The sequence below is a fragment of the Runella sp. genome (assembly GCF_965279615.1).
In the GTDB taxonomy this organism is placed as follows: domain Bacteria; phylum Bacteroidota; class Bacteroidia; order Cytophagales; family Spirosomataceae; genus Runella.
Window position 1 is genome coordinate 7,557,886 of sequence record NZ_OZ257252.1, and the last position, 20,607, is coordinate 7,578,492.

Genomic DNA, 20,607 nt, shown 5'->3' on the forward strand with positions numbered 1-20,607 from the left:
GAAAGAGCACAGGGGAGCACAGGGCACAGGGCCGCTGCTATTTAAAATCCGAAAGATCACCCCAATTAGCAAAACCCTACCGCAGCAACTCCCCAAATACCTCATCCAGCTTTGCTACGGGTACGATCTGGATGTCATAGCTTTTAAAGATCAGGCCTTTGGTATTGTATTTGGAAATAAAGACTTTTTTGAAGCCCAATTTCTCAGCCTCGGCAATGCGGCTTTCGATGCGGTTTACAGCCCGTACTTCGCCGCCTAAACCCACTTCCCCCGCAAAACAAACCGAAGGAGGGATAAAGGAATCTTCAAAGGAGGAAGCAATAGAAGTGACCACCGCCAAGTCGATGGCAGGGTCTTCTACGCGCAGGCCGCCCGCAACGTTCAAAAATACATCTTGGGTTCCTAAGCGGAAACCGCCGCGTTTTTCCAACACGGCCAACAGCATTTGAAGGCGTTTGTTGTCAAAACCGGTGCTGCTGCGTTGAGGCGTTCCGTAGTTGGCAACACTTACCAAAGATTGGATTTCAATCATCAACGGGCGGTTCCCTTCCAACATGGAGCCAATCGTAATGCCGCTTAATTGTTCTTCACGCTGCGAGATCAAAATTTCCGAAGGATTGGTCACCTGACGAAGGCCTGTGCCGAGCATTTCGTAAATTCCTAATTCAGAAGTACTTCCAAAACGGTTTTTGGTAGTGCGCAAGATTCGGTACGTGGTGTGACGGTCGCCTTCAAATTGAAGTACGGTATCTACCATGTGTTCAAGCGTTTTTGGCCCTGCCAAGCTGCCGTCTTTGGTGATATGACCGATCATGAATACAGGTACGCCGCTCTCTTTGGCATATTTCATCAATTCAGAGGCACATTGGCGCACCTGCGATACACTCCCGGCGCCCGATTCTATGAGCGAGGATTGCATGGTTTGGATGGAATCGATGATCACTACATCAGGTTCAAACTCTTCGATTTGACGAAAAATATTGTCGGTTGAAGTCTCCGTTAAAATAAAGCAATTATGATTTTTGGAATTAAGACGCTCGGCGCGCATTTTGATCTGTTGCTCACTTTCTTCACCCGATACGTACAGCACACGTTGCGTAAGCGTAAGAGCGATTTGCAGCATCAGCGTGGATTTCCCGATGCCGGGTTCCCCACCAATGAGTACCAACGAACCCAACACAATACCGCCACCGAGTACGCGGTTAAGCTCGGCATCAATCGTAACAATGCGAGGTTCTTCTTCGTACTTGATTTCGACAATGGCTTTGGGCTTAGCCGCCAAACTCACTGATTTCCACTGCCCTATGGGCCCTTTTTTATCTTCTTTTTCGAGAACTTCTTCTACCAATGTGTTCCATTCGCCACAAGAAGGGCAACGACCGAGCCATTTAGGTGATTGATGACCACAACTTTGACAGAAATATGCGGTTTTGACTTTAGCCATAAAGTAGTTGTAAGGTGGATTTTTGAAACAAACCCATACAAAGTAAACACCGATATAAGTGAAAAAGATTCGGTGATTTGATGTGAGATAACTTATTTTTTTGAATTGATAAAGTCATGCAAAATGGCTCTTAATTGCCTGATTTATAAAATAATAAGCTCTTTCTTATTCGGGATTCATTCGGACAAAAGCCTTTTGTATATCTTCAGGTCCGGCCTTTGTCATTGCTTCGCTGAAACCAAATGTGATTTCCGTTTTGCCTTGATTTAATTGTTCAAAAACAGCATCAATAAAAGCACTCACGGGAGGAGCATGATCATGTAATCCTTTGCCTCCGAGATCGGTATTCAAGGCCGGTGGAATCAGCTCAATGACTTCAATGTTTTTTGATTTCATCAAGTGCTGCAATGAAAGTGTAAAGGAATGAAAAAACGCTTTTGTTGCGGAATACACCGGTACTTTGGTGAGTGGAACAAAAGACAAACCGGAAGTGACGTTTATGACCGTTTCCAATGATGTTAGTTGGCTGAAAAGCGAGGTCAAATGCAACGGAGCTTCGATATTAATGGCGATCTCATCCTTGGCCCGCTGAAAAAAATTGCTGTCTGATACCGTCATCCAATTCTGAATGCCGGCGTTGTTTATTAATACACTTAAGTCGTTATGATTTTCGGCAATCCAATGGAAAAGAGCTTCTCTTTCTTCGGCAGACGATAGATCACATTGCTTAGTAATGACGGCAGGAAACTTCTCAATTACTTCCTGCAAGGCGGATACTCGTCTTCCGCAAATGATGACGGTATTGTTCTCTTTTACAAATCGCTCCACAAGTCCTAAGCCAATGCCCGACGCTCCGCCCGTAATGAGAATCTTATTATTTGAAATGTTCATGGTTATGTTTCTTTGCGTAAATCAGTAGGATTGAAGGCCCAAATGTATTGCCTGTAATGAGTATTTGACACTTTGATTAAAACAAATTCTATTTACTCTTCCGAGAAACCTCTTAAAAACAGGCTAACTGCCGTTTTCTGTTGCCTAAGTTACGAAGTTTTCCAATCTTTGTCGTTCCAACTTCAACCCGCTCAGAATGCTGAAAGCTCGCCAAATTGTTCGTAAATACGGGAATCTTTCCGTTTTGAAAGGCATTGATTTAGAAATTAACAAAGGAGAACTTGTCACGATTGTAGGAGCTTCCGGGGCGGGGAAAAGCACCCTTTTGCACATTTTAGGTACCCTCGACCGACCCGATGCCGGGCAGGTTTTTATCAATGATACCGACGTTTTTGCCCTCAAAGAGAAAGAATTAGCCGCTTTTCGCAATCGTACCATAGGTTTTGTATTTCAGTTTCACCACTTGCTTCCCGAATTCACTGCTCTTGAAAATGTGTGCATGCCGGCATTTATTGATGCCAAAAAAGAGGAGACAGAAGTAAAAAAACGAGGCGTTGAACTGTTGGAAATGTTGGGACTGAAAGATCGTTTGGGGAATTTGCCTTCGCAATTGTCGGGTGGTGAGCAACAACGCGTGGCTGTGGCCCGGGCCTTGGTCAATAATCCCGCCATTATTTTTGCCGATGAACCCAGCGGAAACTTAGACTCCCGTAATGCCGAGGACCTTCATCAATTGTTTTTTCGTCTTCGAAACGAATTGGGACAAACGTTTGTCATTGTGACCCACAACGAGCACCTCGCCAACTTAGCCGACCGAAAATTGGAAATGATCGACGGGGGTATCGCCCAACCGTAAACGTAGGGGCAGGCCTCGCGTCTGCCCAATCACTGCAACAAATTTGCAATACCGGGCAGACGCGAGGCCTGCCCCTACCGGTTATACCTCGCTGCTCAGCATTTTCATTGCTTTTTGGATGGCTTCGTTTTTACGTTTGCGCTGAAGTACGGTGGGAGCGGCCATGCGTTCTTTGCAATCAAAGGAAGGACATCGTTCGCAGGTCTCGTTCACTTCGCGTTTGGAGATTTCGCCGTTGCTCAAAAATTTGATCTTTGAAAGTACATTTTCATCCAACCGAATGCCCATTGAAACGCTCACGTTGAGGTTGGGTGTGGGTGACATGGGCTTGGCAAACGAAACCACAAAATATTGATCCTGCGTATCCATATAATGCGAAACCTGCGTGCGGCACAATATCTGCTCATATTCTCCCCGCGACTGTAATTCAGCCAATTCCTGCAAAATCGTCAGCGAGACCCAACGTCGGCAATAGTGCTCATCGCGCACGGTGTGCGGATTGTGCTTACGGGCAATGTGCATTTCTTTGGTCAGATCAAAACGATTTTGTCCGGCGTAATTATTAAACCGGAGAAAGAATAATTGACTGATCCCAAAGTATTTAGGGAGAATGTTGCTCAGACGATAGCAGAAAGATTCAGGTGTGCTGTGGAAGTAGTTGATCATATTGACCAACGCTCCTCCGTCAAAATGAGGTTGTTCAAAAAAGGCAGATAACCTCCGCGCCAATACTTCTCCTTTGATGATGATCGCGCTGGAAAAATAAGACGCTTTGTAGTTGTTGAGCAACTGTTCAAATGACTCTGCTTCAACCAAATGCGTGGTATTCAGTCGGTTCTTAAGCTTCATGAATTGATACCCCAATTCACGGCCATAAATGAAAGCCCGCTGATTGGCGTCCAATTGAGGACTGACCAATAACCGCAGTTTATCGCCGCGCGAAACCAACATTGAACGAATCCCGATGAGTTCAGGATACTTCTTTTCGTCAATAAATCGAATTTCGTAAGGATAGTTTTTGACCAATAGATCAGCCAAATATTTGTCGTCCAAGATCAATTCTTCAGGTACGGCATAATGCTTCAGAAAAAGCTCGGCTTCCTGTTCCAGGTCCTCGAAATAGTTGTCGTACATTTCCTGATAGGTCCGCAGGGCCGAAAAGTAAAATTGCTCGACCGACATATTATAATTACGCGCAATTTCGATAAGTGTTCCAATAAACGCGCTTAATTTGGTGGGCGCGTCGGAAAGCATTTCCAGCAAGTCGGCAGGATCGATTCCGAAAAGGTCAAGCGGAAGTTCGGTTAAGATATTTGATTGCAGCAGTTCCGAAATAGGTTCCAGTTTTTTGCTGAGTTTGATCGAAACCAGCGAGTCGTATTCTACATCCAATGCCCGCGAAAGGGCCATAATTTTATCAGATTTGGGATATTTTTTCCCTTTTTCAATTTCGTTGATGTAAGAAATGGATAATCCTGTGAGTTGTGACAAATCGCTAAGAGATAGTGATTTGTCAAGACGAAGTTGTTTTAATTTAAGCCCAAAAACGAGGCGAATATTATCTTGGTTAAGAGACACGTTACGGATTGTTAATACCGTGTAAATTTAGCACTTTTTCCGAAAAACGTAGTACTTTACATGAGGTTTCCGTAGCCGCCGCCGCCGGGAGTTTCTATTCTTAACGAATCACCTGCGTCAACTTCTACGCTGCAAACACCGGCCAGTGCTTCAGTGGTGCCATTTTGCCGCGTTAAGGCTTGGATTCCTGTCTGCCCGTCCTGTCCACCCGCTAAACCGTAGGGAGCGACTTGTCGATGTTGCGTAATAAGCGTCACGCGGAGAGGTTCTAAAAAAGTGATTTCGCGCACGACGCCATCGCCACCCTGCCATTTTCCTTTGCCGCCCGAGCCTTTGCGAAGGGCAATTTGATTCAACCGTACAGGATAGCGTCGTTCCAATTCTTCCGGGTCGGTAATGCGTGTATTGGTCATGTGTTGATGGACGGCTGAGCGCCCGTTTGCTCCCGCGCTTGCGCCCGTTCCGCCGCAAATGGTTTCATAATAACCAAATTGACCGTTGCCAAACAGAAAATTATTCATCGTTCCTTGACTGCAAGCCGCTAATTTAAAGGCTTTCAGCAAGGTGTCAACCAACCGTTGGCTTACTTCTGTATTTCCGCCAACTACGGCAGGACACTGCGTTGGGTCGTCGCTGAAATGGGGATGTAGAAAACTGTTATCAGGTAAAATGACATCAACTCCCTGCATAAGCCCTTCATTCAACGGAATATTCTTGTTGACCAACAGCCGTAAAACATACAAAATCGCGCTGTATATGATGGAAATATTGGCATTAAGGTTGTGCGGATGGCAGGCGGATGTACCTGTAAAATCGAAAGTGGCACCGCCTTCCGAATGCGGTGTGATGCTGACTTGGATCAAATATCCGTCGTCGAGCGATTCAGTGGCGGTAAATGATTGGTTTTGGTAAGGAACCAACGCCTGTTGCAATGCTTCAAAGGCGCTGTTTTTCAGCAACTTCATGTAAAGATGCACTTTGGCCAAACCGTGCTGTGCGACAAGTAGTTGCAGAGCCGTTTCTCCCGAGCGTAATGAAGCCAAGGCCGCGTTGATGTCGGCAATATTTTCGGTGAGCGCGCGGGTAGGGTAGGAGGATCGCGTAAAAAGATATTCAATAGCTTCCCACTGCATTTCGCCGTTTTTTACCAAATACGTTGGCAAAATAACGACACCTTCTTCATCGAGCGTGGTTGCGTCGGGTGGCATGGAGCCGGGCGTACGGCCGCCAATTTCGGCATGGTGGGCCCGATTGATGACATACCCTATCAATTGATGGTTGTCAGGTGTAAAAACGCCTGACAGTATCGTAACATCCGGCAAATGCGAACCGCCGTATTTAGGATGATTAGTAATAATAACGTCGCCCGGGCCAATGGGGATTTTTTCACGAACTAAACGCGCACAAACACCCAAGCTGCCCAAATGCACGGGAATATGGGGTGCGTTGACCAACAATTCAGCATCGGCATCCAATAACGCACACGAGAAATCAAGTCGCTCTTTGACGTTGACTGAGAACGCCGTTCGCTGTAATTGTGCGCCCATTTCCACAGCAATGGACATAAAACGATTGGTGAAAAGTTCCAGTTCAATGGCTTGATTTGCACTGGTTTGCGTGGCGTTTTTAAGTTCCGGTAAGCGATTTTGAACGACTACATCACGCGCGGGCGTGACCACTGCCTGCCAACCTTCCGAAATGAAAGATGTTGATGTTGGATTCAGCAACACCGCAGGCCCATTGAGAAAATCACCTGTTGAGAGCTGCTCCCAATCGTATACCGGATAAGTGAGGTTTTCTGAATGATGAAGGCTAATGTATTTAAATGGAATTGCTTCATGCTCAGTCTGATAAGCAACGGAAGATTTGCTCGCTATTCTTTTCTCTCCAACGATCACCTTGATACTTTCCACTTCAATGGAAAGCGAAGCAGGACAATAACCGAACAATTGTTGGTATTTACCGCGAAATTGTTGGGTCAGCGTTTCGGTGTGTTGGTAGCTGATTTCCAACGCGTTTTCCTGCCCTTTAAAACGTAAATAAAGCAAAACTGCACTCACTTCAACGGCCTCAATTCCTTCATTTAACAGCGTTTCACCGGCTTTATGGGAAAGTTGAGCAATGAGTTCGTCCAAATGTTCTGTCAATGTATCCAGCGGCTTGAGAATCTGTTGACTCACGATTCTCTCAACCCGCGCCTGTCCCATGCCATAGGCGCTCAATAAACCGGCATCATACGGCAAAATCACCGTGGAGATGTTCAGTATTTCGGCCAATTGACAGCCGTGCAAACCACCTGCTCCGCCGAAGGTAAGCAACGGATATTCTTTGGGATCAAATCCTTTGGCAACCGAAATGCGCCGAATGGCTTCTGCCATTTTCTCGTTGGCTATTTGTTCAAATCCACGAAGCAATTCATCTTCAGTAAGTTGCTGTTTTGTTTGGACAAAAATGATTTGTTGAATGGCGGTCAATGCTTCCTGCGCTTTTTCGATTCTGACCGGAATGCCAAAACGCGACGTATCCAGTTTTCCCAACAACAAATTGACATCGGTGATGGTTAATGGCCCTCCCGCGCCGTAGCAGGCAGGACCCGGATTCGCGCCGGCACTTTCAGGCCCAACGCGGAGCTTTTGTCCGTCAAAAGAGCAAATTGATCCTCCGCCGGCCGCCACAGTTTCGATGGCAAGTGTAGGGTTGTGCAGTTCAATGCCTTCAATTTTGGTGACGAATTCCAAGTCCAATTTACCGTCAAAACGGGCGGTGTCGGTACTGGTTCCGCCCATGTCGAAAGTTAAACAGCGTTCAAAACCAAGTTGTTGTGCAATAGCGGCGGCTCCCACCATACCACCTGCCGGGCCACTCAAAAGGCTGTCTTTTGCCCGGAAGCTTTCAGCGCTGACCAACCCTCCGGCACTCGTCATAACGTGCACCGCTTCCTGGCCCAATGCTTGTTTGATATTAGTGAGATAGGTGGCTAAAATGGGTTGCAAATAAGCATTTACCAAAGCTGTTTGAGTCCGTTTCAGGTAATTTATACCGGCATAAAGTTCCGAAGAACTGCTGATGGATGGGAAATTTTGCTCCACAAGAACGTGCCCAAGTTGCTGCTCGTGCGCAGGATTTAAATAACTGTGCAGAAATGAAATGGCTACAGAATGATTGGTTGACTTTGGTAAAGCTATTTGTGAAGTAACAAAAGGGGCAATGAGTTCTCCCTTTGCAGCCAAGCGTTCGGGTATTTCAATGACTTCATCGTACAGCAACATAGGCTCAGGAATGGCTAACTGAAACAAATTGGGTCGTTGCTGAGTCCCGATTCTCACCATATCCTTAAAGCCTTCGGTCACGTAAAGCGTTACCTTAGCGCCTTTGCGTTCGAGGAGTGCGTTGGTGCCTTTAGTGGTGCCAAGTCGCATTGATAGTGAAGGGAAAGGTTGATTCAGAGGTGTTTCGGTTACAATACGCGTAGCGAGTACAGGTGCTTCTTCGTGCGTGGTTACTTCAAAATCAAGCGGAAAACGAAGATTTTCAGCCTGAATTTCTCTGTCTAACTCCAGTATATCATTGTCGATTTTTACAACTTTACCAAACACCTGTTCTCCAATGATCCGAAAATCATAGCCCAAAATCAATGCGTTTGCAAATCCCCAATGTGTGGCTATTTTGTATGTTTTGGGAGCGGTTTTTTCAAGGAGTTGGCCTCTCAGAAAGCTACTGCTCAGTACTTTGGTACGTTTCAAAACGCCCGAAGGACTCATTGCCAAACAGTCGGTAAAGGTCCCGCCTGTATCAATCCAAATTTGCCACATGTTAGGTTAAGAGTTAATGCCAAAAATAAAGGGTCAAAGGCCGGGTTGAAGATATTTAAAGCCTCTTTCCCTTGCTTTTAACCCTTTGTTTGAATTTTATTTTGACGTTATTTTCGTCGTGCCGCTACTCGACTCCGGGTCAGCCACAAAAATAGCAGGGTTACGCTGAAAAGATAAATTACATTTCGGGAATCTATCAATCCACGTCCCAGATCGGCGTATTGTTCATCAAGCGAAATCCATGCTATGGGATAAGCAAGCGAGCCCCAAAAGTCTAATTTGGCAATGGCGCCAATGCCCGAGAACAATAAAAAAGAAATGAATACCCCCAACACAAAAGCGACAATTTGGTTGTCGCTCAAGGAAGAAGTCCACAAGCCTACCGATACAAATACGGCGCTCAATAGGGTTAAGCCAATGTAAGAACCAAAAATTTGGGCCGAATCTACGTTGCCGACGGGATTGCCGAGTTGATAAATGCTGTAATAATAAAGTAGCGTAGGCAACAATGTTAAAAGCGTAAGTGCCAAACTCGCCCAAAATTTCCCCAGAATCAACCCCCACGTACTGAGTGGTTTGGTCAGCAACAGTTCAATGGTTCCGTTTCGCACTTCTTCAGCCAATGCCCGCATCGTGATAGCAGGAATCAAAAACAGCAATACGAAAGGAGTAAGGTTGAAAAATGTTCCCAAATCAGCATAGCCATAATTGAGAATATTGGTATCGGGAAAAACCCACATCAGTAAACCCACGGCAGTAAGAAACACAGCCATGACAATATAGGCAGTCAGCGAACTGAAAAATGAGTTGATTTCTTTACGAAAAATAGCGAGCATAGCCGAAGATGCAGAGTTTTAAAGGGCGAATGATTGGTTACTCCAATTCAAAAGGTTTGTCTTTTTTCATAATGGCAGATATGATAAGCGCAATGATAAAACCGATGACAATAGCCCCTAAAATACCAAAAACAAAGGTAAGCCCCGGAGTGGAAAATTTCTGACTCATTTCAACGGCCTGCTCGATCTGTGCATCGTCCATGCCGCGATTTTCAAGATCTTCGCGTACTTTATCAAGAATTTGTTGACGTAAAGTGGGGTCGATGAACTCATTGTAAATGTAAGAATAGGTTGCCGAAATAAATCCCGAGATCGCTGACATCAAGGTCCCGATTCCAAGCCCTTGCCCATAGCTCAGGAAACCTCCATTTGATGTTCGAAATTCCTTCATTGCCAGTACCATCGTTGTAATTGGAATGATGACGCTGATCCATGCGAGTGAAGAGTTGGCCGCTTGCCCGGAAACGTATAAAATAGTAGTAAAAATAATGTAAGCAACACCGGCGATCAGACCAAATTTGAGGGCAGTACGGGCTGTAGTAGTTTGTGTTTCCATTGTAGTAGTGGTTAAGAAGTTTATGGGTGGCAAAAGTAAAAAGCTCGCCCAAACGAAAGAATTTTAATGGATAGATGGTTGCAGCGCAAGGCAAGCGGTTATACTACCTTACGTTTCAACTCAAAACTTTGCCCCAGATACAAACGGCGCACCTGAGGGTCAGCGGCGAGTTCTTCGGGTGTGCCTTGTTTCAGAATTTTTCCTTCAAACAATAAATAGGCTCGGTCGGTGATAGACAGTGTTTCCGATACATTATGGTCCGTGATCAAAATACCGATATTCCGAAATTTCAATCGGGCCACAATCGTTTGAATATCTTCTACCGCAATCGGATCTACGCCGGCAAAAGGCTCATCCAACAGAATAAATTTAGGATCAACCGCCAAACAACGGGCTATTTCGGTACGGCGTCGTTCGCCTCCCGAAAGTACCATACCTTTGTTTTTGCGCACATGATGCAGGTTAAATTCATCCAAGAGTTCTTCGCATTTTGCTTTTTGATCGGCCTTTGAAAGAGTGGTCATTTGAAGTACGGCAATGATGTTTTCTTCCACGGTCAGCGTTCTGAATATGGACGCTTCCTGCGCCAAATAGCCCACTCCCAAGCGGGCGCGTTTGTACATGGGAAGATCGGTGATGTCTTTATCGTCAATGTAAACGTGGCCGCTGTTGGGCTTGACCAATCCCGTAGCCATGTAAAACGAAGTCGTTTTTCCGGCACCATTGGGTCCCAATAATCCAACAATTTCACCCTGACCCACTTGGTAGCTTACGTTGTCATTAACAAGGCGAGAGCCGTATTTTTTTATTAAATTTTCTGTTCTTAAAATCATTTTGGGCTTATTCTATCCAACTGGTTTTACTATTTCGACAGGTTGTTTATTACGGAGAGCAATCGGTTGTGGATTTTTTGTCGACGAGGATTCCTGTGTGAAAAAAGTGCCGTTACTCAAATCTAATATCCTTCAAATACAACTGTAACGTCGTTTTGTCACGAAACGTATTTTCTTCGATTGTATAGGCAATGGAAAAAGGCTTTCCGCTGATGAGTTTGGGGTAAAAATCTGCCATGCCGAATCCAATCGCCGTAAACTTAATGGCTCCCTGCGCAGAGGGCTGAAACACTTCTATTTTGAGATGTTTTTCCTTCATGATGGTTGGTGTACCGCTCATGCGTACCTGATGACTTGCAAACACCGGTGTCATGTTTTCGGGGCCAAACGGCGCCATTTGCTTGATAATATTATAAAACTTGCCGTTGATGGCGTTCAATTCCAGATCCATATCAATGTCAACGAGCGGAGTAAGTTGTTCAGGTAAAATCCGCGTTTTAACGATCTCGTCAAACCGTACCCGAAATGCCGGAACGTTGTCTACCGATAGAGAAAGCCCTGCGGCAAATGTATGACCCCCAAATTGCTCCAATAGATCAGAACAGGCTTCAATGGCTTCGTACACGTCAAAACCCGGCACCGAACGTGCCGAACCGGCCGCTTTGCCGTGTGAATTGGTAAGAATGACAGTCGGGCGATAAAAATGCTCAATACATCGACTGGCCACGATACCCACAACACCTTTGTGCCAATCTTCTTTGTACAACACGGTGCTGTTAGCGCCCATCATCCATTCATCCTCACGAATCATGTTGAGTGCTTCGTCAGTGATGCTTGTGTCAAACGTGCGGCGGTCACTGTTATGTTTGTTGATCTCCTGCGCAAAAGACTCTGCATCCACTTTGTTAGGCGAAAGTAACAGCCGAACAGCTTCTTTGGCGTGGGCAATTCTGCCGGCGGCGTTGATTCGCGGTGCAAGCCCAAAGACAACATTGGTAATGTCAAGGGCATTACGAAAACCTGCAATCTCGATCAAAGCATTTAAGCCAACGCGTTTACGTTCGTTGATCTTTTTGAGCCCGTAGGCGGCAAAAATGCGGTTTTCGCCCGTGATATGCACAATGTCAGCGGCAATACTTACCACCAACAGATCAAGCTGCTCCATGAGGTCGGTTTCGTCCGCAAAACCCTGTTGACACAATGCCTGCAATAATTTAAAGCCTACACCACATCCCGTTAATTCTTTGTAAGGATATGGGCAGTCTTCCTGCTTAGGGTCCAAAACGGCTATTGCGGGCGGCAGATTGGCATCGGGACGGTGGTGATCACAAATGATAAAATCAATACCTCTTTGCTTAGCTTCGGCTACTTTATCCGCTGATTTGATACCGCAGTCAAGCGTTACGATCAGCGTAAAGCCGTTAGCTTCGGCATAATCAATTCCCTGCGACGAAACGCCGTAACCTTCAATGTATCGGTCAGGAATATAATACTCAATGCGCGAATAATGTTTTTTTAAAAAACCATAAAATACAGCCACAGAAGTAGCGCCGTCAACGTCATAATCGCCGTAAATGATGATCTTTTCTTTGTTTTCAAACGCTTGGAGTAATCTTGCCACGGCTTTATCCATGTTTTTCATCAGAAAAGGATCATGGAGGTGGTCAAGTGATGGGCGAAAAAAAGCTTTGGCTGCGTCAAACGTTGTAATACCTCTTTGCACCAGCAAGCGCCCCAAAAACGGATTTACGTTTATGGAAGTTGCAAGGGCGTCGGCTTGGGCTTGTTGATTTGGCGTTAGGGTTTGTCGGTATGTCCAGCGTTTGGTATTCATAGTCTGCAAATTAACGAAAATCATTGAAAGCGTTTAAATTTAATGCCTGATTGTGTGTCGTTCTATTGGAATATTTAGACCGAAAAGGCGCTGTTTATGAGTTATTTATGACCGGTTATTTATGCATAATACAAAATCGTCAGAGTGCTCTGTTTTGTTTTTTTAACAACTCCTTGCCCAAACAACAAAGGATTTTTACATTTGCTTTGTCATGAATCCCGACCTCAAAAAATCCCTTGCCCGCTTGGCCTACCTCCGTAGTGCCTGCTCCTTTGTGCCCTAACTTTCAGTATTGTCACCGGCCGTTTGGCTGAAGTTCCTTTTTTATCGTGGATTCTCTTCGTGTGACAAAGACGCTTTCTTTGATTTTACTATCATTTTATATTCCATCCAAAAATCGATAAACTGCCATGCAAAATGTATTAGTGATTGGTTTGGGTAAGGTTGGCTCATTGGTGGCTACCCTGCTTAACAAACAATTCAGCGTAAAAGGTTTGGATAAACGCCGGCCTACAAAATCCTTTCCTTTTGAAATGATCGAAGGGGACGTAACGGATGAATTATTTATCGAAACAACACTTGCCGATTTCGACGCTGTGGTGTCCTGTATGCCTTATAATCTTAATTTGCCTATTGCTAACGCCGCGTACAAATTAGGTATCCATTATTTTGACCTGACCGAAGATGTACCTACAACGGCCGCTATTCGACAAATGGCCGAAACACACCGTGGCGTAATGGCGCCGCAGTGCGGCTTGGCGCCGGGGCTGATCGGAATTGTAGGAGCTGACTTGGCTAAACGATTCGATAAAATTCGTGATATTGAACTCCGCGTTGGTGCGTTGCCGTGTTATCCCAATGGATTGTTAGGGTATTCATTTACGTGGTCGCCTGCCGGCGTGATCAATGAATATATCAATGATGCTGAGGTAATTCACAACGGCGAGCGCAAAATGGTGTCGTCGCTGGACGGCATTGAAGTAATTAATATTGAAGGGCAGGAATTTGAGGCATTCAGCACCTCGGGCGGCTTGGGAACCATGTGTGAAACCTATCTCGGCAAAGTCGACACGCTCAATTACAAAACGATTCGCTATCCCGGACACGCCAAGTTGATGCGGTTTTTGTTGTATGAATTGATTCTGAAAAACCGCCGGGAACAAATTGAAGAGATTTTAACGGCGGCCAAGCCTCCCGTAAAAGAAGATGTGGTATATGTATATGCCGTAGTAGAAGGCTGGCAAGCCGATGGCCTTGCGCGCGAAGAACTTTATCGGGCTTATCATCCGCGCCTGATTGACGGGCAGCATTGGCGAGCTATTTCCTGGACAACGGCTGCGTCGATTGCGGCCGTTGTGGAAATGGTAGCGGCCGGTACGCTGCCGCAGCAAGGTTTTATCAAACAGGAAGAAATTTCGTTTGATGCCTTTTTAGCGACCGAAAATGGATCATTTTTCCGCGATAATAATTAACCAAACCGTAGGGGCAAGCCTTGCGTTTGCCTAATTCGACGTATTTGGACATCGTCATTGGGCAGACGCAAGGCCTGCCCCTACATTGGTTTGGGATTTCCTTTTACATTTATTATTTCTTTGCTTCGCCGTGGGCAGACGCAAGGCCTGCCCCTACGTTGGTTTGGGATTTCCTTTTACATTTATTATTTCTTTGCCTCGCCGTGGGCAGACGCAAGGCCTGCCCCTACGTTGGTTTGGGATTTCCTTTTACATTTATTATTTCTTTGCTTCGCCGTGGGCAGACGCAAGGCCTGCCCCTACATTGGTTTGGGATTTACTTTTACATTTATTATTTCTTTGCCTCGCCGTGGGCAGACGCAAGGCCTGCCCCTACATTGGTTTGGGATTTACTTTTACATTTATTATTTCTTTGCCTCGCCGTGGGCAGACGCAAGGCCTGCCCCTACATTGGTTTGGGATTTACTTTTACATTTATTATTTATCATTTTTCAGTTACAAAAACCCTTATACCAATTTAAATATATTTTTCATTATCACCCACTTCTCGCCTTCTTTCGCCATAGGAAGCGGCTGTTGATAATGCCACATGAGATTTTCCCATTCCTGAACTTTTGGACTGGCGGCATCGGCAGCGGCTTTTTCCTCAAATGAAAAATCATCCGTGGTTTCCATGATCATAAAAAGCCGATTGCCGATTCGGTAAATCTCCATTTGGGTAATGCCCGAACCGGTGATGCTTTCGGCAATTTCCGGACGGATTTTTTCATGGTATTTTTCGTATTCAGCAATGAGTGTAGGCTCGTCTTTGAGGTCGAGAGCAAGGCAGTAGCGCGGCATACGTTAATCAATAAGTTGGATAAATTATGTTTGGCTATTAAAGCAGTCAAGAATAATTTCTTTACCCATTTTTTTGAATATTCCTGCGTCCTTATCCGGCACTTCAAAGATAAATTTGGTGGGAGAGTTTAAATTTGCGCAAATAAAAAAACGGGAAGGCAATCATTGCCTTCCCGTTTTAGATCGAAGTGTACTGGCAGAATTATTTTCCGAAAAGACCGCCCAATAAGCCTCCTAGGCCACCACCGCCGGAGTTATTGCTTCCGCCGCCGCCCATTAAGCTTCCGCCAATGCGCATTACATCGTTCATGTCCAATTTTCCGTCGGCCATTGCATAACCGATCTGGTTAAAGTCAAATCCACCCTGCTGTTGAGCCTGTTGTGTTTGTTGACCGCCCAGCAATGAACCCATGATACTGCCAAAATCCATGCTGTTATCGTTTGGATTGCTGGTTTTTGAGATCATTGAAGTCAGTACTCCCGGTAAAACCTGAGCAATAACGTTTGCCGCAGCGTTGTTTGAAAGCCCAAATTTTTGCATTAAACTTCCGATAGCGTTTTGAGCAATTCCTGCAACAATTGGATTGTTCATTAAGCTGCTTCCTGTACCGTTACTGCCTGACAGGAGACCCATCAAACCGCTAAGATTCCCTTGTTGAGCTTGGTTTTGCAAGCCTCCCGTTACTGAACTCAGGATGGTTTGCATTGCATCGTTATTGTGTTGATTAGGTATTGCAGGGTTATTTACAATAGCATCTTGTGAGTGATCTTGAATAAGACCCATTAATTGCTCTAACATTGTCTTGAAAAGTTTTTAAGTTTGAATCAAATTTAGAGATATTTTCATAATGGAAAACAATCAACCGGACAATCTTCAAACTTCCGATTCAACTGATTCCGGCATTAAGACGGAGTTCCCCGCAGAAGTCACTAATTTGGTGAAAGATTTATTTTATCCAAGCGAATCGGACGAACCTATTGAGTGGTTCAGTTTTAAGGCAAAAGTAAAAGGAGCGTTGACAGTCAGTGACATAGAGTTCTTTTTGGGGTATCCTCCTTCGGTAAAATCGGAGGAGATTTCGCCCGAGAAATTCTGGAAGCCGCTTTTGGCGGAAGAAGAATGGTACGGCGATGACGAACGTGCACAGGTAGATGCTTTTAAATCTGTAAAGCAATTGTTGGAAACAAATTTGAAAAGTATGCAGGCTTTTCGCGTTGGGCAGATCGAAATTGATCTGTTTTTAGTGGGGCAACTCAATGACAAGGAATGGGGAGGACTGAAAACAAAGCTTGTGGAAACCTAAATTTCACTAAAAATCACTAAAATGTTTCAAGACGCAAACACTACGCAGATCGACCAAGCTATGCAGCGTGCTTATGCTGCTTTTTTACAGTATCGTCATACATCCGGTAAAGACAAAGCGGCATTCATACGTGCCGTCGCCGACGAAATTGAGGCCTTGGGGGAGGCAGTGATTGAGGTGGCCATGCGCGAAACCCACCTGCCTGCGGCACGTCTGACGGGCGAGCGCGGCCGTACCTGTTTTCAACTTCGCAACATTGCAGATGTCGTAGCCGAAGGTTCGTGGATAGAGGCTACAATTGATACGGCACTTCCCGAACGCCAACCTTTGCCTAAACCCGATATTCGGAATATGTTGGTGCCTATCGGGCCGGTGGTGGTATTTGGGGCGAGCAATTTTCCCTTTGCTTACTCTACGGCGGGGGTTGACCCCGCAGCGGCGTGGGGGGCCGGGTGTCCGGTAGTGGTAAAAGCGCACCCTGCTCATCCCGAAACCTCCGAAATGGTGGCAAATGCCGTGAAGAAAGCAATTACCAAAACAGGAATGCCCGAAGGACTTTTTGAGCATGTACACGGGGCCGGTTTTGAAGTGGGAAAGGCCTTGGTGTTGCACCCCAAAACGGCAGCAGTAGGCTTTACGGGTTCTTTTGCGGGAGGAAAAGCGTTGTTTGATCTGGCTGCTCAACGCCCGGTTCCTATTCCTGTTTTTGCCGAGATGGGTAGCACAAATCCGGTTTTTTTGCTGGAAGATGCGCTTGAGAAAGAAGCGGATAAATACGCCAAATTATATGCAGGTTCTATCACGGGAAGTATGGGTCAATTTTGTACCAAGCCGGGACTCATTATCGGAATTGAAGGTCAAGGGTTAGACACATTCAGCAATGCATTGGCGGCTGAGATTCGCCAAATTCAACCTGCGGCCATGCTTCATTCGGGCATTGCCAAAGCATTCAGGACCAAACGGACGGACGTCTTGACGCAGGAGAGCGTGGCGGTAGAAGCCGAGACTTCGCTTGCGTATGGTGAAGAAGACGGTATTCCTTCCGTCGCTTCCGTGACGGCGGCGCAGTTTGTGGCCAATCCGGCACTTCATCAGGAGGTTTTTGGTCCTTTTTCGTTGATCGTTAAGTGCAAAAATGCCGGAGAAATGCAGGAAGTGATTGACCATTTGGAAGGCCAATTGACGTGTACTGTTATCGGAACGGAGCAGGATTTGTCTAAGGCCGTCGATCTATTATCTTCGATCAGCCTTTTGTGCGGACGTTTGATCTTGAACGGTGTTCCTACGGGCGTAGAGGTTTGCGCGGCCATGCAACATGGTGGTCCTTATCCTGCCAGTACCGATGGTCGTTTTGGTTCCGTTGGCCCTCATGCCATGAAGCGTTTTGTGCGGCCGTTGGCCTTTCAAAATTTTCCAAATCATTTACTGCCTGACGAACTCAAAGCGGAAAATCCCTTAGTAATATGGCGGATGGTGAATGGTAATTGGGGGAAAGATTAAAATACAACAGGTTCCTTAAAACCTCGAATGTTGATACTGCCGGAGGGGTATTTGCTTTTTAACTCCGTCAGATCAAAACAGAACTCTTTGGTGTCCAAGCGTTTGCAGGGGTCTTTTGTGGTGAAAACCACTCGCCCTTCAAACGCCGATAGGGAAGTAGAAGGCAAAGGCTGTAAATAAAGCTCAAATTTGTGGTCGGGGTCGCAGCCTCCGCCGTAGGCGAATTGTATCGTAAGCGTGTTTCCTGCGACTTTTACTTCCTGAACGCTGAAAAGCTCAATGCTTGTGAGTGTGGTCAATTCAGTCGTTAGATGTACAGCAGAACAGTTGCCTTTAATGGAATCTGATTGACAGCCTATGAATACAGGTAATATAATGATAATGAACAATTTGATCATTTTCATAGCTATTGTGTTTATTGCTTTTCAAAAACATATTCACCTGATCCAAACGGATTTAAAACCAAACGTTGTGACGTAACGGAAACAAGTTGAAATAACTGACCATTGCTCGAAGACATACACAGCGCTCTGATTCTGATATGTTTATCTTCCATTTCATAGCTGCCGCCGCCGCAACCCAAAAAACTGTAATCCACCGGCTTGGTATTTTGATAATATTCATTGAACTCATTCCTAGTGGAAAAAGAAATAAAAACGCCTTTGTCGGTCGGAACAGTGACTTGAGTACAAGTGCTGCTTCCGGTTGGTTTACAATAAGACAGTAATTTCCAGGTTCCTGTCAATTCATTGTCTATACCCTTATTGCAGGATATGAAACTGACAAATAACAATAATAATAAAACGGTTGATTTTTTCATGAGTGAACGCGAATAAGGTTTTGTTCTCTACAGACGCTTATAACTTGATTACAGTTGGAATGCCGGCGGTATGATAGTTAAAATTATTTTTATCCTGCCTGTATACGATTACTATTTGGCAGAGAGTTAGTCTAAAGGTACACTGCCAATGCAGACGGAATTTACTAAGATGTTTTTTTTCGCTTTTAGAAACCCGAAATTGTCATTTACGGTTCTGGTTTTAAAGATCATTTTTAATAAGTTTCACCACTTGCTAACGTAGTGAATGTCTGATGGTCACTCGGGCAAATTAAAACAAAAAGTGGCTTACCGGTTTTATTTTCAATCGTTTATCACATCATGAAAACACCCTTCATTTACGTATTTACCTTCCTTTTTGCCATTAATGCGTTAGCGCAGGAAACTCAGAAAAAAGGCCTTGGCGGACTTTGGAAAAGGCAGGGCAAGTCTTAAACAATCAGTCAGTTGGTAATTTAAGCAACGATGAAATTGTACAGGGGTTAAAAGAAGCCCTGAAAGTCGGTATTTCCAACGGTGCGTCGCAGGCATCGGCGTTGGATGGTTATTTCAAAAATAACCTGATCAAGTTGGCTTTTCCTCCTGATGTTCAACGAGTAGAGACTAAGTTACGGCAAATAGGTTTAGGCGGTGAGGTAGATAAATTTATCCTATCGCTCAATCGTGCCGCCGAAGATGCTGCCAAGAAATCCAAACCGGTCTTTGTGAAAGCCATTACTTCGATGACCATTCAGGACGCCGTAGGAATCTTACGGGGAGATTCTACCGCAGCTACGCAATACCTGCGCAAATCTACAAATCAGGAATTGTACAATCAATTCTTTCCCGTGGTAGACAGTACGCTGAAACTTAACAATGCAACCAAATACTATGCGGATCTGGTGAATACGTACAACAAACTTCCGTTGGTGCAGAAAGTAAATCCGGACCTGAAACAATACGCTACCCAAAAAGCGATTGATGGATTGTTTGTGTTGGTAGCGCAGGAAGAACGTAAGATTCGGAAAGACCCTGTTGCGCGAGTCAATGATGTTTTGCAAAAAGTCTTTGGGCAGAAATAAAGAAGTTAAAGAGTAATAAAACAACTTTGGCGGTAATGATAAATCGTATCACTACCGCCAAAGCTGTTCCTGTTTCCTGTCAACTACTCTTTGTCGAGAATAGTGAACAAAGGCTTGAAATTGGATCGATACGCGCCGCCAACTTCAATCGCTTTTTCGTCCAGATAAATTTTTCGTTTATCAAAACCGGTAATTTTATCGGAATTGACGATGTAAGAACGGTGAATGCGTACAAACCTATTGGCCGGCAGTTGTTGTTCTACGCCGGCAAGGATGGCATTCACGACCAGTACTTTTCCTTCTTCCAGAAAAATCTTGGAATACATTCCATACGCTTCAATATAGATAATACGGTCAAACGCCACTATTTCCATACGTCTACCCGATTTAATGATTAGTTTGTGCTCTAAAGAAATGCTGTTTTTGGCGATGTTGGCTTTTATGGCTTTATAATAAACCGCTGAAAAACGTTCGGCGTTGAGTGGCTTTAATAAATAGCCGGTTGCGCCCAGTTCAAACGCTTTCAAAGCATCTCTTTCGTCCGATGATATCACAATGATCTCGAACAAATAACCATTGTTAAAAGGAAAAATAAGCTCCTTGAATCCTTCAAGCGAAGCATCCAGGATAACTACATCAAACTGAGTATTTTTTACTAATTCACCTATTTCGCCAAAACTGCGGCAAGTCGTTGGGGTTGAAAAAAAGGGCAGTTCACTAACATAATCAATCACCTGCTTACTCACATTGCCGGTGCTGACCACCAAATAATTGATTTTCTTGATCATTTTCTCATTAAAGTAACTTTTCTCAGAGGTTCAAAAGGTTTTTGGCTTTCTACATAAGTATTGAGTGTATAAACCGTTTTTTCGGCTTTCTCCAAATAAAAGGTTTTGCCTCCCAATTCTTAGTATAAACTATGGCAATTATAAAAACAGCTAAGTTGAAAATT

18 protein-coding genes are annotated in these 20,607 nt (G+C 44.9%); 5 read left to right on the forward strand and 13 right to left on the reverse strand.

All coding sequences use genetic code 11. The features are described from left to right. Window positions 1-76: 76 nt before the first annotated feature. Window positions 77-1,444 (reverse strand): DNA repair protein RadA, encoded by a 1,368-nt coding sequence (gene radA, locus ACQY73_RS32050; RefSeq protein ID WP_428658278.1) that lies wholly within the window; start codon window positions 1,442-1,444, stop codon window positions 77-79. 165 nt (window positions 1,445-1,609) lie between these two features. Then, window positions 1,610-2,335 carry an SDR family oxidoreductase gene (locus tag ACQY73_RS32055; RefSeq protein ID WP_428658280.1) on the reverse strand — a complete coding sequence of 242 codons (726 nt, stop codon included), beginning with the start codon at window positions 2,333-2,335 and terminating at the stop codon, window positions 1,610-1,612. 196 nt (window positions 2,336-2,531) lie between these two features. On the opposite strand from ACQY73_RS32055, the gene ACQY73_RS32060 reads away from it, so the two are divergent. Further along, complete coding sequence (locus ACQY73_RS32060) at window positions 2,532-3,191, forward strand: ABC transporter ATP-binding protein (protein WP_428658282.1); 660 nt, start codon at window positions 2,532-2,534, stop codon at window positions 3,189-3,191. 81 nt (window positions 3,192-3,272) lie between these two features. Here ACQY73_RS32060 and ACQY73_RS32065 read toward each other — a convergent pair whose 3' ends face one another. The 6 genes from ACQY73_RS32065 to recJ all read right to left on the reverse strand — a co-directional run bounded on the left by ACQY73_RS32065 (window position 3,273) and on the right by recJ (window position 12,640). Next, window positions 3,273-4,769: a helix-turn-helix domain-containing protein gene (locus ACQY73_RS32065; RefSeq protein ID WP_428658284.1), complete on the reverse strand. Its 1,497-nt coding sequence runs from the start codon at window positions 4,767-4,769 to the stop codon at window positions 3,273-3,275. Between the two features lie 56 nt (window positions 4,770-4,825). Next, a complete protein-coding gene (locus ACQY73_RS32070; protein ID WP_428658286.1) occupies window positions 4,826-8,581 on the reverse strand; it encodes a hydantoinase B/oxoprolinase family protein in 3,756 nt (1,251 codons plus the stop codon). 107 nt (window positions 8,582-8,688) lie between these two features. Further along, the gene (gldF, locus tag ACQY73_RS32075; RefSeq protein ID WP_428658288.1) at window positions 8,689-9,417 is read right to left on the reverse strand and encodes a gliding motility-associated ABC transporter permease subunit GldF; all 729 of its coding nucleotides are present in this window, start codon (window positions 9,415-9,417) and stop codon (window positions 8,689-8,691) included. Window positions 9,418-9,454: 37 nt separating this feature from the next. After that, the gene (locus tag ACQY73_RS32080; protein ID WP_428658290.1) at window positions 9,455-9,973 is read right to left on the reverse strand and encodes a DUF4199 domain-containing protein; all 519 of its coding nucleotides are present in this window, start codon (window positions 9,971-9,973) and stop codon (window positions 9,455-9,457) included. A gap of 98 nt (window positions 9,974-10,071) precedes the next feature. Then, entirely contained in the window at window positions 10,072-10,806 is a 735-nt protein-coding gene (gene lptB / locus ACQY73_RS32085; protein ID WP_428658291.1) for an LPS export ABC transporter ATP-binding protein, read from the reverse strand. 112 nt (window positions 10,807-10,918) lie between these two features. Beyond that, a complete protein-coding gene (recJ, locus tag ACQY73_RS32090) occupies window positions 10,919-12,640 on the reverse strand; it encodes a single-stranded-DNA-specific exonuclease RecJ (RefSeq protein ID WP_428658293.1) in 1,722 nt (573 codons plus the stop codon). Window positions 12,641-13,050: 410 nt separating this feature from the next. On the opposite strand from recJ, the gene ACQY73_RS32095 reads away from it, so the two are divergent. Beyond that, window positions 13,051-14,112, forward strand: a complete 1,062-nt coding sequence (locus ACQY73_RS32095) for a saccharopine dehydrogenase C-terminal domain-containing protein (RefSeq protein WP_428658295.1) — start codon at window positions 13,051-13,053, stop codon at window positions 14,110-14,112. 507 nt (window positions 14,113-14,619) lie between these two features. Here ACQY73_RS32095 and ACQY73_RS32100 read toward each other — a convergent pair. Together ACQY73_RS32100 and ACQY73_RS32105 are read right to left on the reverse strand one after the other, a co-directional pair. Continuing rightward, window positions 14,620-14,952, reverse strand: a complete 333-nt coding sequence (locus ACQY73_RS32100) for an L-rhamnose mutarotase (RefSeq protein WP_428658297.1) — start codon at window positions 14,950-14,952, stop codon at window positions 14,620-14,622. 202 nt (window positions 14,953-15,154) lie between these two features. Next, entirely contained in the window at window positions 15,155-15,751 is a 597-nt protein-coding gene (locus ACQY73_RS32105) for a hypothetical protein (RefSeq protein WP_428658299.1), read from the reverse strand. A gap of 49 nt (window positions 15,752-15,800) precedes the next feature. Here ACQY73_RS32105 and ACQY73_RS32110 point away from each other — a divergent pair, with 49 nt between their 5' ends. Continuing rightward, entirely contained in the window at window positions 15,801-16,256 is a 456-nt protein-coding gene (locus ACQY73_RS32110) for a nuclease A inhibitor family protein (protein WP_428658301.1), read from the forward strand. Window positions 16,257-16,277: 21 nt separating this feature from the next. Then, the gene (locus ACQY73_RS32115; RefSeq protein ID WP_428658303.1) at window positions 16,278-17,756 is read left to right on the forward strand and encodes an aldehyde dehydrogenase (NADP(+)); all 1,479 of its coding nucleotides are present in this window, start codon (window positions 16,278-16,280) and stop codon (window positions 17,754-17,756) included. Here ACQY73_RS32115 and ACQY73_RS32120 read toward each other — a convergent pair. Beyond that, window positions 17,753-18,160 (reverse strand): hypothetical protein, encoded by a 408-nt coding sequence (locus ACQY73_RS32120; RefSeq protein ID WP_428658305.1) that lies wholly within the window; start codon window positions 18,158-18,160, stop codon window positions 17,753-17,755. The genes ACQY73_RS32115 and ACQY73_RS32120 overlap by 4 nt on opposite strands. A gap of 11 nt (window positions 18,161-18,171) precedes the next feature. After that, a complete protein-coding gene (locus tag ACQY73_RS32125) occupies window positions 18,172-18,576 on the reverse strand; it encodes a hypothetical protein (protein WP_428658307.1) in 405 nt (134 codons plus the stop codon). 428 nt (window positions 18,577-19,004) lie between these two features. On the opposite strand from ACQY73_RS32125, the gene ACQY73_RS32130 reads away from it, so the two are divergent. Further along, entirely contained in the window at window positions 19,005-19,655 is a 651-nt protein-coding gene (locus ACQY73_RS32130; RefSeq protein ID WP_428658309.1) for a DUF4197 domain-containing protein, read from the forward strand. Between the two features lie 83 nt (window positions 19,656-19,738). On the opposite strand, the gene ACQY73_RS32135 is transcribed toward ACQY73_RS32130, so the two are convergent. Beyond that, window positions 19,739-20,443 (reverse strand): LytR/AlgR family response regulator transcription factor, encoded by a 705-nt coding sequence (locus ACQY73_RS32135; protein ID WP_428658311.1) that lies wholly within the window; start codon window positions 20,441-20,443, stop codon window positions 19,739-19,741. Between the last annotated feature and the right edge of the window lie 164 nt (window positions 20,444-20,607).